Here is a 14,520-nt window from a genome sequence, read left to right as displayed (position 1 = left end):
CGGTCCGCTATGTACGGTATGGGCCGTAAAGCGAATCGGATGCTAAATCGATCAACTCCATCGTCCGGGCCGATCTGCCGTACGGTATAGACCAGTTTCTCTGGTGACCATGGGGGGCCAGAACCGCGGAGGTTGGCATGCGCAGAAGATCCTGGTTGGCCGGTGCGCTCGTCGGCGTGCTCGTCTCGGTGCTGGCGGTACCGCCGTCGGGTGCGTCGGCCACTGTCGACCCGGCGACGGCGGCGGCGAAGCTGCTGCTCAAGTTCATGACGCTGGAGGAGAAGGTCGGCCAGCTGTTCGTCGTCGAGGTGTACGGACAGGCCGCCGACACCGTCTCGGCGAACAACCAGCGTCTGTACGGCGTCGACACGCCGGCCCAGGTCATCGACAAGTACAAGCCCGGTGGCGTGATCTACTTCGACGCCCGGCGCGGACCCGACAACGTGCGCGACCCGCGCCAGATCGCCACCCTGTCCAACGGCTTGCAGCAGGCCGCCGCGCGGCAGCGCATCCCGGTCCCGTTGCTCATCTCCACCGACCAGGAGGGCGGCGCGGTCGTCTTCCGGCTGACCGCGCCCGCCACCTCGATGCCCGGCAACATGGCGCTCGGCGCGGCCGGCTCCACGACGGCCGCCAAACGGTCGGCCGAGGTGATCGGCACGGAACTGGCCGCCGTCGGTATCAACCAGAACTACGCGCCGGTCGCCGACGTCAACGTGAACCCGGCGAACCCGGTGATCGGCGTGCGGTCGGTCGGCGAGGACCCGGCGCTCGTCTCGCGCATCGTCTCGGCGCAGGTCGACGGCTACCACGCCGGCGGCGCCGCCGCGGTGGCGAAGCACTTCCCGGGCCACGGCGACACCGCGGTCGACAGCCACTTCGGTCTGCCCGAGGTGACCCACACGCGCGAGCAGCTCGAGGCGATCGACCTGCCGCCGTTCCGCCAGGCGATCCGCAGCGGCGTCGACACCATCATGACCGCGCACGTGGTGCTCCGGTCGGTCGACCCGAGCGGCGCGCCCGCGACGATGTCGCAGCCGATCCTCACCGGCCTGCTGCGCAACGAGCTGAAGTACGACGGGCTCATCGTCACCGACGCGCTCGACATGGGCGGCGCCACCGCCACGTACCCGCCGAACGTGGCGCCGGTGGAGGCGTTCAAGGCCGGCGCCGACCAGCTCGTGCTGGCGCCGCAGATGGACGTCGCGTACAACGCGGTGCTGGCCGCCGTGCGCAGCGGCGAGATCTCGCAGAAGCGGCTCGACGAGTCGGTCGTCCGGATCCTGAAGCTGAAGCTGAAGCGGAGCCTGTTCCTCAAGCGGTACGTCAACCCGGACCGGGCGGTCCAGGTGGTCGGCGCGCCGCAGCACCTCGCCGACGCGCAGTCCATCACCGACCGGACGACCACCCTCGTGCGCAACGACGCCGGCGTGCTGCCGCTGGCGGCCGGACCCCGCAACGTCCTGGTGACCGGGTGGGGCGTCACGACCACGCAGACACTCGGCGCGGCGCTGACGAAGCGCGGGCAGGCCGTGACCGTAGCCGAGACAGGCACCACGCCGTCCGCGGCCCGGATCGCGGAGGTGGTCGCGCAGGCGGCCGGCAACGACGTGGTGGTGGTGTCGACGAACAACGCCGGCAGCATCAACGTCGCCACCGGACAGCCCACGGCGGCGGCCGCCGCGCAGCAGGCGTTCGTGCGGGCCCTCGTGGCCACCGGTAAGCCGGTGATCGTCGCGGGCATGCGCAACCCGTACGACATCGGCTACCTGCCGACCGCGCAGACGTATCTCGCCACCTACGGCTACACGGCCGAGTCGGTCGAGTCGCTGGTGCGGGTGCTGTTCGGCGAGGTGAACCCGAGCGGGAAGCTGCCGGTCACGATCCCGAGGGCCGACGGGTCAGGTGCCCTCTACCCGTTCGGTCACGGTCTCCGGTACGGGAGCTGAGGCAGGGTCGAGGACCCGGCGCAGGAAGGTGCGCGTCCGCTCGTTGCGGGGCTTGCCGATCACCTGCGCCGGGTCACCCTCCTCGACGATGACGCCGCCGTCCATGAAGACGACGCGGTCGGCGACCTCGCGGGCGAAGCTCATCTCGTGCGTCACGACGAGCATCGTCATGCCGTCGTCCGCGAGGGTGCGCATCACGGCCAGCACGTCACCGACGAGTTCCGGGTCGAGCGCCGACGTCGGCTCGTCGAAGAGCATGAGGTCGGGCCCCATCGACAGCGCGCGGGCGATCGCGACGCGCTGCTGCTGCCCGCCGGACAGCTGCGCCGGGTAGCTGTTCTCCTTCTCCGACAGGCCGACCCGCTCCAGGTTCTCGCGGGCGATGCGGTCCGCCTCGCTCCGGCTCCGTTTGAGGACGCGCCGCTGCGCGATCGTGAGGTTGCGCAGCACGGTCAGGTGCGGGAACAGGTTGAAGGCCTGGAACACCATGCCGATCCGCCGCCGCACGGCGTCGATGTCGACGTCGTCGTCGGTGACCTCCACGTCACCGACGAACACCCGTCCCGACGTGGGCTGCTCCAGCAGGTTGATGCACCGCAGCAGCGTCGACTTGCCCGACCCGGACGGCCCGATGACGCACACCACCTCGCGCGCCTCGACCCGGAAGTCTATGCCGCGCAGCACCTCCAGGTCGCCGAACGACTTGTGCAGGTCGCGAACCTCGATCATTTCGCTCTCGCCGCCTTCGCCTCCAGGCGCCGCACCAGGAAGCTCAGCGGCACGGTGATGATCAGGTAGCACAGGCCGGCCACGAGGATCGGGGTCATGCTGACGTATTGGGTCAGCATGTCGCGGCTGAACTTCGCCAGCTCGCGGTCCTCGAGCGTGAGGCCCAGCAGGTAGACCAGCGACGAGTCCTTGGTGAGCAGGATCAGCTCGTTCGTCAGCGGCGGCAGCACGATGCGGAACGCCTGCGGCAGCACGATCGACACCATCGCCCGCGTGTGCGACATGCCGAGCGACCGGGCGGCCTCCATTTGTCCACGCGGAACGGCCTGGATGCCGGCGCGGATCGTCTCGGCCATGTAGGCGGCCGCGACCAGGCCGAGGCTCGCGGCGATCGTGCCGAGCGTGCCGCCGGGAAACGTCGCGCCGCCGAACGCGAGCGGGATGCCGAACCCGAACGCGATGATGACCAGCAGCGCCGGGACACCCCGGAAGAACTCGATGTAGATGTTGGCCACCCACCGGTACGGCGGCACCGACGACAACCGCATCAGGGCCAGCACCAGCCCCAGCACGAGGCCGAACGCGAACGCCGCCACCGTGTACAGCACGGTGTTCACCAGGTACGTGGTGACGACCTCCGGGAAGATCTCCCTGATGACGTCGACGTCGAAGAACGCGCGCCGGATCTCGTCCCAGTCGGCGAGCACGACGACCAGCAGGAGAACGGCGACGAACACCCCGTACTGCACGCCGCGGACGATCCGGGCGCGCTTCCTCCGGCCGACCATCAGCGCTTCGGCTCCTCAGCTCTTCGGTTCAACGCCGAACCACTTCTTGTAGAGCTGGTTGTACGTGCCGTCCTGTTTCGCGGTCGCCAGCACCTCGTTGACGACCTTGGCGAGCTCCTCGCTACCGGTGAGCTTCATGCCGAAGCCGTACTTCTCGTTGGTGGTGAACGTGGCGACGACCTCGACGTCGGGGTTCTTCTTCGCGAAGTCGAGCAGCACCGGGATGTCGTTGATGGCGCCGACGACCTGGCCGGTCTGCACGGCCTTCAGTTCCAGCGCGAGGTCCTCGTAGTCCTTGAGCGTGACCCCGGTGGCGTTCTGCTCCGCGTAGGTCTTGCCGGTGGTGCCCGACTGCACGCCGAGGGTCTTGCCCTTCAGGTCGGCCAGCGACTTCACGCCGCTGCCCTTCTTGGTGAGCAGGGCCTGGTCGGCGTCGAAGTACGGGTCGGAGAACAGGATCTTCTCCTTGCGCTTGTCGTTGATCGTCATGGCCGCCGCGGCGATGTCGCACTTGCGCGAGTTCAACGCCTCACCCGACTGGATGCCCTCGAACGGCGTGTCGAAGATCTCCTGTTCCACGCCGAGCTTCTTCGCGACCAGGTCGATCATGTCGACGTCGAACCCGACGGTCTTTCCACCCTGCTCGAACTGGAACGGCTCGTACGGAAGGTGCGTGCACGTGACGATCTTCCCGCTCTTGACCAGCTCGACCCCGCTGGCGCCGGGGGCGGTACCACCGTCGTCGCCGCCGCAGCCGGCGATGAGGACGACGAGCGCGACACCGAGCACTGAGAAGCGAATGGACACCGTGGCCTCCTCGCGTCGAGGAGGTCAGTATAGATCCACAAATGTAGATTTCTAAGTGTTTCGATGGATGGCGTAGATGCTCACGCCCGACGTCGACGCGGCGGCGAACCGGGATCCGATGCGGTTGAGCGCCAGCCGGGTGGCGGAGACCGGGATGTCCGAACCGACCTTCCGGCGCGAGCCGGTGTCCCAGAAGTTCACCCGCAGCCGGTTGCTGACGGTGATGATCGTGCCGCCGTCGCGGGTGAACAGCACGTCGTCGACGGGGCTCCTGGTGCCGAGGGTGATCGGGTCGCCCGCGGCGTAGCCCGCGCGGTCCCACAGCCGCACCGTCGAGTCGCCGCTCGCCGACGCGATGGTCCGTCCGTCGGGGTGGAGCGCGAGGGCGCGGATGTCGCCGGTGTGCCCGGTGAAGGCGGCGTCGTACTTCAGCCGGTCGGCCAGGTTCCAGGCCGACAGCGTGCCGTTCTCGTCGCCCGTGACGAGGCCGCCGCCGCCGAACACCAGCGACAGGACGGCTCCGCCGTGGCCGGCCAGGGGCGTCCCGGTGTCCGGAGCGCGGGTCGCGACGTCCCAGAAGCGGATCGACCCGTCGGCGCACCCGGCGCCGAGCAGGGTTCCGTTCGGCGCGAAGCCCATCGTGTTGACGACGACTCCGTCGCCGCTCGCGAAGCTGCCGACGGGTGTGCGCCCGGCCACGTCCCACAGCTGGACGGCACCGGTCGAGTCGGCCGACGCGAGCAGGCTCCCGTCGGGGCTGAACGCGACCGCGGAGACCCGTTCGCTGTGCCCGGTCAACGGTTCGCCGAGGGCGGCGAACGTCGTCGCGTCGAAGAACCGCACCCGGGCGTCGGAGCCGCCCGTCGCGAGCAGGTTGTCGACGGTCGGGCTGAACGCGATGACCTCGACGTCGCGGGCCGACCCGTCGAGCTGGCCGCGGAAGTCGTACCCGAGCGGCTCGTCACGCTGCCGCCACCACGCGAACCCACCGGCCGCGGCGGCCGCGCCGCCGAGCACCGTCGCCGTGACGACCGCCCGCCGGCTGAACCGTTGCGCCCGCGAGCCGGGGACGGGCGGCGCGTCCGGCCAGTCGTCCGTCGGCGGCCCGTTCGTCGGCAGCTCGGCCGGCGGCAGGCGTTCGAACGCGAACGGACGCCGCGGTGCCACCGGGTCCGCCACGCTTCCCTGCGCGACCACCAGCTCCGGCTGCTCCACCACGGTCGGCGCGACGCCGAACCGGCGGTGCAGCAGCGTGGCGACGAGCGGGATCCGTGACGATCCGCCGACGAGGAACACCGCCGCGGGAACACCGGCGCCGGCCGCGCGTACCGCGCGCCCGGTGACGTCGACGGTCTGCTCGAGGATTGGCCGCACGAGCTCCTCGGACTGCGGCCGTCCGAGCGGCACGTCGACGCCGAGCGCCGGCACCGGGACGAACGTGGTCGCCGTCCGCGACAGGATCTCCTTCGCCGACCGCACGTCGTCCCACAGCTGCCGGGCGGCCCACCGGTCGTCGGCGTCGACCGGTGCGGTCAGCCGCGCCCAGGCCGCCGGGTCCCGGCCGGAGCAGGCCCGGCCGAGCAGGCCGACGATCGCGGCGTCGAGGTCGAGCCCACCGCGACGGCACCGGCCCGCCGGACGAAGTGGTGGGCCGCCGCCACCGGTTCCGGCACCAGCTCCGGCCGGTCGAGCCCGGCCACCCCGGCGGCGGCCAGCAGCACCCCGCGGCGCGGTGCCGCCCAGGTGACCGGGTGGGTCAGCACCACGCCCGACGGCTCGCCGCCGGCGACCCGCCCGGCCTCCTCGCCGACGCGCCGGAGCACCGCACCGATCAGCACGGCCACCGGTAGCTCGGCGGTGCCGAGCAGCGCCTTGCGCTCGTCCACGAGCCGCTTGGGATGCGGCTCGAACGCCTCGGGGTAGCGCCGCGCGGTGTGCACGGCGTCGCGGCCGACGAGCAGCGCGCCGTCGGGCTGGCGGCACACGGCCGACGGCAGGCTGGGCGACCCGTCGAAGAGCAGCGGACGGACACCGCCGTCACCGGACAGCAGCACGGCCACCGTGTTCGACGTGCCGAAGTCGATACCGAGGCGCACCGGCACACCGTATCGATGGGGTGCCAGCACCCCCATCGAGAGATGGCCACGCATGATTGATGGCGCGGTGCCGGTCACCTAGCGTCGACGCCGTGAGAATCTGGCGGGAGGCCCGGCATGTGCTGCTGAGCATTGCCGTCGGCGTCGCGGCGTTCGGGCTGCTCGTGGCGACGGGGGTGGGTCTGCTGCTCGGCGCGGCCGGGGTGCGGCGGCCCGTGCTCGGCCGGGTCGTGCGTCGCGTCCGGCAACTGGCCGCGGCGCAGCGCGGGCGGTGCGCTCCGCCGGTCCCGTCGCTCTACACGCCCCTGCCCGACGACCCGCACGAGCGCGACCGGGCGATCCGCGCGGACCCCGCGACCCGGCGCGACACGGCCTGGCTGGCCGCGCAGGCGGCGCTGGCGCCGATCGGCATCATCCTGCTGGCGGGCTGGCCGAGCGCGGTGCTGGGCGTGCTGACGCCGTTCCTCCGCAGGTTCACCCCGGCCGGCATCCCGTTGATGTACCAGGGCATCCCGGTCACGAACATGCGCACGGCGTACCTCATGGTGCCGCTCGGGCTCGCCACCGCGTTGATCCCGTACCTGTTCGCCCGGTGGTACATCGTCGCCGAGGGGCGGGTCGCGGAGTCGCTCCTCGCGCCGACCGAGGCGGCCCGGCTCGCGGCCCGGGTCGAGAAGCTGGCGCAGACCCGGGCGGCCGTGGTCGACGCGTCGGCGGCCGAGCTGCGCCGCATCGAGCGCGACCTGCACGACGGCGCGCAGGCGCGGCTGGTCGCGTTGGCCATGAACCTCGGCATGGCCGAGGACCTGTTCGACAGCAACCCGGCGACGGCGCGGGCGATGCTCGCCGAGGCCCGGGCCGACGCGCGCAGCGCGATGGGCGAGCTGCGCGACCTGGTCCGCGGCATCCACCCGCCGATCCTCAGCGACCGCGGCCTGCCCGGTGCGGTGCTCGCACTGTCGATCGTCAGTTCCATACCCGTCGATCTCGACGTGCGGGTCGACCGGCGCCTGCCCGCACCGGTGGAGGCGGCGGCGTACTTCGCGCTGGCGGAGCTCGTCACCAACGCCATCAAGCACAGCGGCGCGTCCGTCGTGCGGGTCTCTGTCGTCGACGAGGGCGCGCGGCTCGTGATGCGCGTTCGCGACGACGGCCGCGGCGGCGCCGACCCGGCGGGCGGCACCGGGCTCACCGGAATCCGGCGGCGGTTCGAGGCGTTCGACGGCACGGTGCGGGTCTCCAGCCCGGCCGGGGGTCCTACCCTGGTCGAGATGGAGCTTCCGTGCGGGTCGTGATCGCCGAGGACCTCGTGCTGCTGCGCGACGGCCTCGTCCGCATGCTCACCGCCTACGGGTTCGACGTGGTCGCGGCCGTCGCCGACGCCGACGGCCTTCCGGAGACGCTGTGCGCGCTGCGTCCCGACGTGGCGGTCGTCGATGTGCGGCTGCCGCCGACGTTCACCGACGAGGGGCTGCGGGCCGTGGTGGCCGCCCGGCGGATGGTGCCGGCGTTGCCGGTGCTGATCCTGTCGCAGTACGTCGAGCCGGTCTACGCCCGTGAGCTGCTCTCCGACGGCGCCGGCTCGGTCGGCTACCTGCTGAAGGACCGCGTCGGCGAGGTCGGCCAGTTCATCGACGCGGTGCGTCAGGTCGCCGGCGGCGGCACCGTGATGGATCCCGACGTGGTCGCCCAGCTCCTGGGCGGCGGCCGGCGGCAGGCCCAGCTCGCGGTGCTCACTCCGCGCGAACGCGAGGTGCTGGCGGTGATGGCGGAGGGGCGGTCGAACGCCGCGATCGCCGAGCGGCTGGTCATCACCGACAAGGCGGTGAGCAAGCACATCAACCGCATCCTGACCAAGCTCGACCTGCCCCCGTCGGACGACGACCACCGCCGCGTGCTGGCCGTGCTGGCCTACCTGGGGTCCTGATCCCGGCGGAGCCGCTCCATCCGCGTGGTCAGGTGCGGTGAGAAGGTCGGCTGAACGGCCCCTTTTATCCGGTAAGGCCGAAACCTCCGCAGGCTATCAGTAGTTTACGGAGAGTGAGACTTGTATTCCGTGCGGTAGTTGTCGCGCTCCTCGCCGCCTCGCCGGTCGTGGTGCCGGGCGCACCGGCGTCCGCCGTCCAGGCGCTGGCCGTCGACGACGGCCAGATCGTCGGCGGCACCGGGCACGGGTGCAAGGTGCGGCCGTCCGGGACCGTCTGGTGCTGGGGGGCCAACGCCAGCGGACAGCTGGGCACGGGCACCGCGCCGACGACCGGCGCGACCGCCCGCATGGTCGACGGCGGATCGCTGACCAACGGCACCGTCGCCCGGCTCGCCGCCGGTGGCGACACCACGTGCGTGGTCGACACGGTGCGGCAGGTGTCGTGCTGGGGGTCCAACTCCGCCGGACAGCTCGGCAACAACGCCGCCGGTACCGACTCCGACGTGCCGGTGCCGGTCACCGGCGGCGCGCTCACGGGCAAGGCGGTCGTCGACGTCGCGGTGGGCACCTCGCACGTCTGCGCGCTCGATGAGGACGGCGCGGTGTACTGCTGGGGCGCCGACAGCCAGGGCCAGCTCGGCGACGGCGGCGGGGCGGTGAACTCGCCCGTTCCGGTGGCGGTCGACACCGCCGGCGTGCTGTCCGGGAAGAGGCTGACCGCGGTGACCGCCGGCGCCCAGTCGACCTGTGCGCTCGACGTGGACGGCAACGCCTACTGCTGGGGCGACAACAGCTCCGGCCAGCTCGGTGACAACGACGGCGGCAACGACTCAGCCGAACCCGCGGCGGTCGCCACCGGCGGCGCGCTGTCGGGCCGGACGCTGACCGCGATCTCGGCCGGTGGTCTGCACGTGTGCGCGCTCGCCGACGACGGCAACGCGTACTGCTGGGGCGAGAACGGACGCGGCCAGCTCGGCAACGACGACGCCACGAACACCGACCTCGACGTGCCCGCACAGGCCGACCCCAACGGCGTCATCGCCGCCGCCGACATCACCACCGTCGCCGCCGGCGGCAACCACACCTGCGTGCTCACCGACCTCGACGCCGCCTGGTGTTGGGGCGCCGCCGACAACGGCCAGCTCGGCGACAACCAGACCACCGACCGGCTCGAACCGGTGCGGGTCTACGACAGCGGCGCGCTCGCGGGTGCCACGCCGCGGCAGATCGGCGCCGGGACGCTCCTGTCCTGCGCGACCGACGACGAGCGGCACGCCTACTGCTGGGGCGACGACTCGACGGCGCAGCTCGGCAACGGAACGCCCGCCGCCGACTCCGACGTTCCGGCCCGCGTCCGCCTGACCCCCGACGTTCCCGTGGTGACCGTGACACCGGGCGACGGCCGCCTGACGGTGACCTGGACGGAGCCGGACCCGGGCACCGCCCCGCTGACCGGTTACGAGGTGACCACGGTTCCCGCCTCGGCCGGCTGCCCGTCGAGCACGTCCACCTCCTGCGTCATCACCGGTCTCAGCAACGGCACCCAGTACGCCGTGCGGGTCGCGGCCACCTCGGGCGAGGGCACCACCACGTCGCGGGCGGTCGGCGGTACGCCGGTGTCGGCGTCGCTGCTGCCGATCACGGGCGGGAACGTGGCCGCGGTCGCGGGCGCCGGCACGGTGCTCGTCGTGGTCGGGCTCGCGCTGGTGCGGTACGGCCGTCGCCGCGTTCAGGATCTCTAGGGGACCCGCACAGCGGCGAACGTCGGCTCCAGCCGGTCGGCGGTCAGCGGCGGGGCGTAGTGGTAGCCCTGGCCGCGGTCGTAGCCCAGGTCGGTGAGCAGGTTCGCCTGCTCCGCGGTCTCGATGCCCTCGGCCACCGTGTCGAGCGACAGCGCCTCGGCCATGCGCACGACGGCGGTCGCGACCGCCTGGTGGCGGGTGACCGTCGTGATGTGCTCGACGAATGTGCGGTCGAGCTTGAGCGTGGTGACCGGGCAGGTCAGCAGCAGCCCGAGGGACGACGCGGCGGTGCCGAAGTCGTCGAGGGCGAGCCGGATCCCGCGGTCGCGGAGCTGGTGCATGGTGGTGATCGCGGTGTCGTCGTCGATGACGGCGGTCTCGGTCACCTCGATCGTGAGCCAGGTCGGGTCGAGACCGGCGTCGCCGAGGGCGGCGTCGACGTCGCTGATGAAGCTGGGGTCGGTGAGCTGCCGGCCGGCGACGTTCACGCCGATCGACAGCGGCGCCGCCGGGCCGTGCTCGCGGATCCAGGCGGCCTGCTGCGCGCACGCGTGCCGCAGCACCCAGCGGCCGAGCGGGACGATGAGCCCGGTCTGCTCGGCGGCGGGGATGAACTCGCCCGGTGGCACGGTGCCGCGCACCGGGTGCCGCCACCGCACGAGCGCCTCAGTGCCTGTGATCTGCCCGTTGGGCAGGTCGACGATCGGTTGGTAGGTCAGGAAGAGCTGGTCGGTGGCGATGGCCTCACGCAGCTGGGCACCGAGTTCGGCGTGCGCGATCATGCGGGTGGTCATGCCGGTGGTGTAGAGGACGTGGCCGCCCTTGCCGCGGTCCTTGGCCGCGTACATGGCCAGGTCGGCGTTGCGGAGCAGCGCGTCGGGGTCCTCGCCCGGTGCCGGCACGGCGACGCCGACGGACGCGTGCACGAGCAGGTCGTGCCCGGCGGTGTGCAGCGGAACCGTGAGGAGGTCCCGGATGCGGTCGGCCACCGCGACGGCCGGCGTCGTCGGGTCGGTGTCGGTCCTCGGCGCGCGCTGGGTGAGGTGGAGGATCGCGGCGAACTCGTCGCCGCCGAGCCGGGCGACGATGTCACCGCCGCGCACCGCGTCGGTGAGGCGGGCGGCGACGGCGACCAGCACCTCGTCGCCGACGGCGTGGCCGTGGGTGTCGTTGATGAGCTTGAAGTCGTCGAGGTCGATGAGGAGGACGGCGATCGGCCGGCCGGCGGCGACGGCCGACTCGAGCAGCCGGGTGAACGAGGCCCGGTTGACCAGCCCGGTCAGCTGGTCGTGGGTGACCTCGCGGGCCAGCTGCTCCTCCTGGTCACGCATCGCGGTCACCAGGCGGTCGTTGTCGCGCAGCGCCAGGACGTGGCGGGCCACCACGATCGCGATCACCACGAGGGTGCCGGTGGAGATGATCCCGACCTCCTCGTCGTTGCCGTAGGCGGCGGCGGTGAGCAGCACGGCGCTGGCGCCGATCGACATGTACGGGAGCAGGCTGGGCAGCAGCACCGCGGTGCCGACCGCGCCGGGGGAGTCCACGGTGGATGGTCCGGCGCGGTGCTGCAGCCCCGCCGCGGTCGTCACCAGGAGCGCCTCCGCGAGCGTGAAGACCGGGTGCAGCCCGTGCCAGTCCCGGTGGGTGAGCAGCGGCGCCGACACCGACGCCAGCGCGCCGAGAACCGCGGTGGCCGCGAGCACATGCATGGCCCGCGAGTCGATCGGCTCACCGCCGAGCAGCACGACCTTCAGCACCGCCACGGTGATCGCCAGCCCGGCGAGGCACAGCAGGACCACCTCGACCTCGACCTCGAGCGACGCGTCCGCGACGAACACCTGCCGCACCACGAAGTGCCAGGCGAAGAGTCCGGCCGTGCAGACCACGCAGGCCGTGTCCAACCCGACCCGCAGCAGCGTCGACCCGCTGACCGCCCGCACCGGCAACCGCAGGACCGCGGCCGAGACCACGAGCACCGCCGCGACGAGCAGCGGCGCCGTGCCGTACCGCAGCGGGTCGTGGTAGCCGGCGAGCGGGTGCAACTTCGCCCAGGTGAGCCCGGCCGACCCGAACGCGATCAGCAGCATGCCCACCGCGAGGTGCCGCCAGAACCGCCGTCCGGTCGGTGCCAGCCCGGGCACCGACCCGGCCCGCCACGCGGCCCAGGCCGCCACGGTCTGCCCCACGGGCACCGTCAACCACGCCAACACCACCGGACCGCCCACCCCCGCGACCCGGGCCACCGGTCGGTGGCCGGACTCTGTGTTCCCATCGGCGCCGGGTCGGTCGGCCTTAGCTCCGCCGGACGGCTGATTCCCCGCCACGGATGGTGACGGGGTGACGCCTGTGGCACTACGGTTCCTGCGTGGTCGTGGAAGCCAGGCCCTGGTTGGAGAATGTCGCGGGGCGCTACCCGTACGAGTACGCACTGGTCGATGTCGAGACCACCGGGTTGAACCCGGCCGAGGACCGCATCATCCAGGTCGCCGTGGCGCACGTCAGCTCGCACGGCGTGCTGCAGCGGACGTGGTCGACGCTCATCGACCCCGAGCGTGATCCGGGCCCGGTCGAGATCCACGGCCTGACCCGCGAGCACCTGGCGAAGGCGCCCCGGTACCCGGCGGTGGTGGCCGAGCTGGGGAACCTGCTGAGCAACCGGGTGCTCGTCGCACACAACGCCCGGTTCGACTGGCAGTTCCTCGCCGCGGAGTCGCGGCGGGCCGTCCACGAGCTGCCCGTGACGAGCCGGCTGTGCACGATCGACCTGACCCGGCAGCTCGACCTCCCGGTCCCCAGCCTGACGCTGGGCTCGGTGGCGTCGTACTACGGGATTCCGCGGGCCCGTGCCCACGACGCGGTCGACGACATGCGGGTCATGTCAGAGGTGCTGCTGAAGCTGCTCGCCGCGGCCGACGAGGTCGAGCTGGCGCTGCCGCTGGTCGGCTGCGACCCGGCCGACGCGCGTGGCGCCTACCCGGTGCGGCAGCCCCGCCGGGCGTGTCGGTGGGTGTACGCCGGCCGGTGGTCGCCGGGCGGCCGGCTGGTGCAGGGGATGAAGGTCGCGATCACCGGGGAGACCGCCGCGCTCCGCGAGGTGCTGACGACCCGCGCGACCGACGCGGGGCTCGACGTCATGAACGGGGTCAGCGGGCGCACCAGCCTGCTCGTGGCCAACGATCCGGAGCTCGACACCGGCAAGTCCCGCGGCGCCGCGCGGCACGGCGTGCCGGTGGTCGACGAGCTGACGTTCATCGGCCTGCTCGCCGACATCGCTCCGGGCGAGCCGGTCGCGGAGCCCGAACCGCCGGCTCAGCGTGCGGACCCGGCGCCGGCGCCGCGGCGGGCCGTGAAGGTGACCGGTCCGCTCAGCGGACGGTGCCTGCTCGTACTCGGTGGGCTGCATGCCGAGGCCGCCGAGCTGCGGTCGCGGATCGGTGCGCTCGGTGGGATCGCGGCCATCAACCTGACGCCCCGGGTCACCGGTGTGGTTCCGCTCGCCGGCGCGGAGAAGGAGCGCCGGTGGGCTCGGATCGCCGCGCTCGGTGTGCCGATCTGTGACCCGGAGACGTTCGAGCCGGTTTCGGCTGCTCCGGTACCGTCAGGAGCCGTGCCTGAGGACCGGGAGCCGGCCCGCGCCGGCGTGGTGCTGCCCCGCGGAGGCGTCGTCGACCTGCCCGACGAGGTACGCCACTGGTCCGTGTCGGTCGCGTGGCCGCGCACCGGTCCGGCGGCCGTGGACGTCGATGTCGTCGCGTTCCTCACCGACGCCGACGACGAGGTGCGGGCCGATTCGGACTTCGTCTTCTACAACGCGCCCGCCGCCGCGAGCGGCGCGGTGGAGCTGACCCTCGACCTCGTCGACGAGGCGCTGGTCGACGTGCGGCTCGACCGGGTGCCCCTGGACGTCGAACGCGTGACGCTGGCCGCGGCGATCCCGGCCGGGCACACGTTCTCGACCGTCGGGCCGATCCAGCTGGTGGCGCGCACCGGTGCCGGTGCGCCGCACATCCGGGCCACCCTCGACGCCGCGACCACGGAGCAGAGCCTGATCCTGGCCACGTTCTACCGGCGGGCCGGCCGGTGGCGGTTCCGCGCGGTCGGCCAGGGCTACGAGTACGGCCTCGCCGAGCTGGCCACCAGCTTCGGCGTCGAGGTCGACGACTAGCCCACCGGCATGTAGTTCATCTGGAAGTCGACCTCGTAGTCGGCGCCGGGCTGTGCCATCTCCCAGGCGCCGTCGATGCGGTTGCCGTCGGCGCTGAAGGTTCCGACGTAGCGTTGGCGGAAGTCCAGCGGCGAGAAGTCGGCCGACTCCCGGACGAGGGTCCACACGCCGTCGGTGAACGTCATCGCGTACAGCCGGGTGACACCGCGCGAGTCGAAGTAGTGCTGGACGAACCCGCCCTTCGGGTCGACCGAGTAGACCGACAGCGCACCTCCACCGTCCACTCGCCGACGAACGGCGCCAGGTCGTCGATGTCA

12 protein-coding genes are annotated in these 14,520 nt (G+C 72.3%); 5 read left to right on the top strand and 7 right to left on the bottom strand.

What is annotated here, in order from left to right:
- Positions 1-137 precede the first annotated feature (137 nt).
- Positions 138-1,949, top strand: a complete 1,812-nt coding sequence (locus tag Voc01_RS00115; protein ID WP_203925121.1) for a glycoside hydrolase family 3 protein — start codon at positions 138-140, stop codon at positions 1,947-1,949.
- Here the strand turns inward: Voc01_RS00115 and Voc01_RS00110 are convergent.
- The 5 genes from Voc01_RS00110 to Voc01_RS00090 are packed head-to-tail and all read right to left on the bottom strand — an operon-like array spanning position 1,902 to position 6,369.
- Complete coding sequence (locus Voc01_RS00110) at positions 1,902-2,678, bottom strand: amino acid ABC transporter ATP-binding protein (RefSeq protein WP_203925120.1); 777 nt, start codon at positions 2,676-2,678, stop codon at positions 1,902-1,904. The genes Voc01_RS00115 and Voc01_RS00110 overlap by 48 nt on opposite strands.
- On the bottom strand, positions 2,675-3,466 hold the full coding sequence (locus Voc01_RS00105; protein WP_239159814.1) for an amino acid ABC transporter permease: 792 nt from the start codon (positions 3,464-3,466) through the stop codon (positions 2,675-2,677). Before Voc01_RS00105 ends, Voc01_RS00110 begins: the two co-directional genes overlap by 4 nt.
- 15 nt (positions 3,467-3,481) lie before the next feature.
- Entirely contained in the window at positions 3,482-4,273 is a 792-nt protein-coding gene (locus tag Voc01_RS00100) for a transporter substrate-binding domain-containing protein (protein ID WP_203925119.1), read from the bottom strand.
- Positions 4,274-4,324: 51 nt separating this feature from the next.
- Positions 4,325-5,809: an Hsp70 family protein gene (locus Voc01_RS00095; RefSeq protein WP_275423671.1), complete on the bottom strand. Its 1,485-nt coding sequence runs from the start codon at positions 5,807-5,809 to the stop codon at positions 4,325-4,327.
- Entirely contained in the window at positions 5,806-6,369 is a 564-nt protein-coding gene (locus Voc01_RS00090) for an Hsp70 family protein (RefSeq protein ID WP_203925117.1), read from the bottom strand. The genes Voc01_RS00095 and Voc01_RS00090 overlap by 4 nt, the downstream gene beginning before the upstream one ends.
- 92 nt (positions 6,370-6,461) lie before the next feature.
- On the opposite strand from Voc01_RS00090, the gene Voc01_RS00085 reads away from it, so the two are divergent.
- The 3 genes from Voc01_RS00085 to Voc01_RS00075 all read left to right on the top strand — a co-directional run bounded on the left by Voc01_RS00085 (position 6,462) and on the right by Voc01_RS00075 (position 10,038).
- A complete protein-coding gene (locus tag Voc01_RS00085; RefSeq protein ID WP_203925116.1) occupies positions 6,462-7,664 on the top strand; it encodes a sensor histidine kinase in 1,203 nt (400 codons plus the stop codon).
- Positions 7,652-8,296 carry a LuxR C-terminal-related transcriptional regulator gene (locus Voc01_RS00080; RefSeq protein ID WP_203925115.1) on the top strand — a complete coding sequence of 215 codons (645 nt, stop codon included), beginning with the start codon at positions 7,652-7,654 and terminating at the stop codon, positions 8,294-8,296. The genes Voc01_RS00085 and Voc01_RS00080 overlap by 13 nt, the downstream gene beginning before the upstream one ends.
- A gap of 113 nt (positions 8,297-8,409) precedes the next feature.
- On the top strand, positions 8,410-10,038 hold the full coding sequence (locus tag Voc01_RS00075) for an RCC1 domain-containing protein (protein WP_203925114.1): 1,629 nt from the start codon (positions 8,410-8,412) through the stop codon (positions 10,036-10,038).
- On the opposite strand, the gene Voc01_RS00070 is transcribed toward Voc01_RS00075, so the two are convergent.
- Positions 10,035-12,248 carry a putative bifunctional diguanylate cyclase/phosphodiesterase gene (locus Voc01_RS00070; RefSeq protein ID WP_203925113.1) on the bottom strand — a complete coding sequence of 738 codons (2,214 nt, stop codon included), beginning with the start codon at positions 12,246-12,248 and terminating at the stop codon, positions 10,035-10,037. The two genes, Voc01_RS00075 and Voc01_RS00070, sit on opposite strands and share 4 nt — an antisense overlap.
- 155 nt (positions 12,249-12,403) lie before the next feature.
- Between Voc01_RS00070 and Voc01_RS00065 the strand changes: the two genes are divergently transcribed.
- Positions 12,404-14,203, top strand: coding sequence for a TerD family protein (locus Voc01_RS00065; protein WP_203925112.1), 1,800 nt, complete (start codon positions 12,404-12,406; stop codon positions 14,201-14,203).
- Here the strand turns inward: Voc01_RS00065 and Voc01_RS00060 are convergent.
- Positions 14,200-14,487 (bottom strand): hypothetical protein, encoded by a 288-nt coding sequence (locus tag Voc01_RS00060; protein WP_203925111.1) that lies wholly within the window; start codon positions 14,485-14,487, stop codon positions 14,200-14,202. The genes Voc01_RS00065 and Voc01_RS00060 overlap by 4 nt on opposite strands.
- Positions 14,488-14,520: the final 33 nt, after the last annotated feature.

Source organism: Virgisporangium ochraceum, from assembly GCF_016863655.1.
In the GTDB taxonomy this organism is placed as follows: Bacteria; Actinomycetota; Actinomycetes; order Mycobacteriales; family Micromonosporaceae; genus Virgisporangium; species Virgisporangium ochraceum.
This window is presented reverse-complemented; position numbering and strand designations above follow the sequence as displayed.

Bases quoted from the DNA above. Each gene is read 5' to 3' on its own strand.
- Voc01_RS00105 (WP_239159814.1), bottom strand. From the start codon at position 3,466: ATGGTCGGCCGGAGGAAGCGCGCCCGGATCGTCCGCGGCGTGCAGTAC.
- Voc01_RS00115 (WP_203925121.1), top strand. From the start codon at position 138: ATGCGCAGAAGATCCTGGTTGGCCGGTGCGCTCGTCGGCGTGCTCGTC.
- Voc01_RS00110 (WP_203925120.1), bottom strand. From the start codon at position 2,678: ATGATCGAGGTTCGCGACCTGCACAAGTCGTTCGGCGACCTGGAGGTG.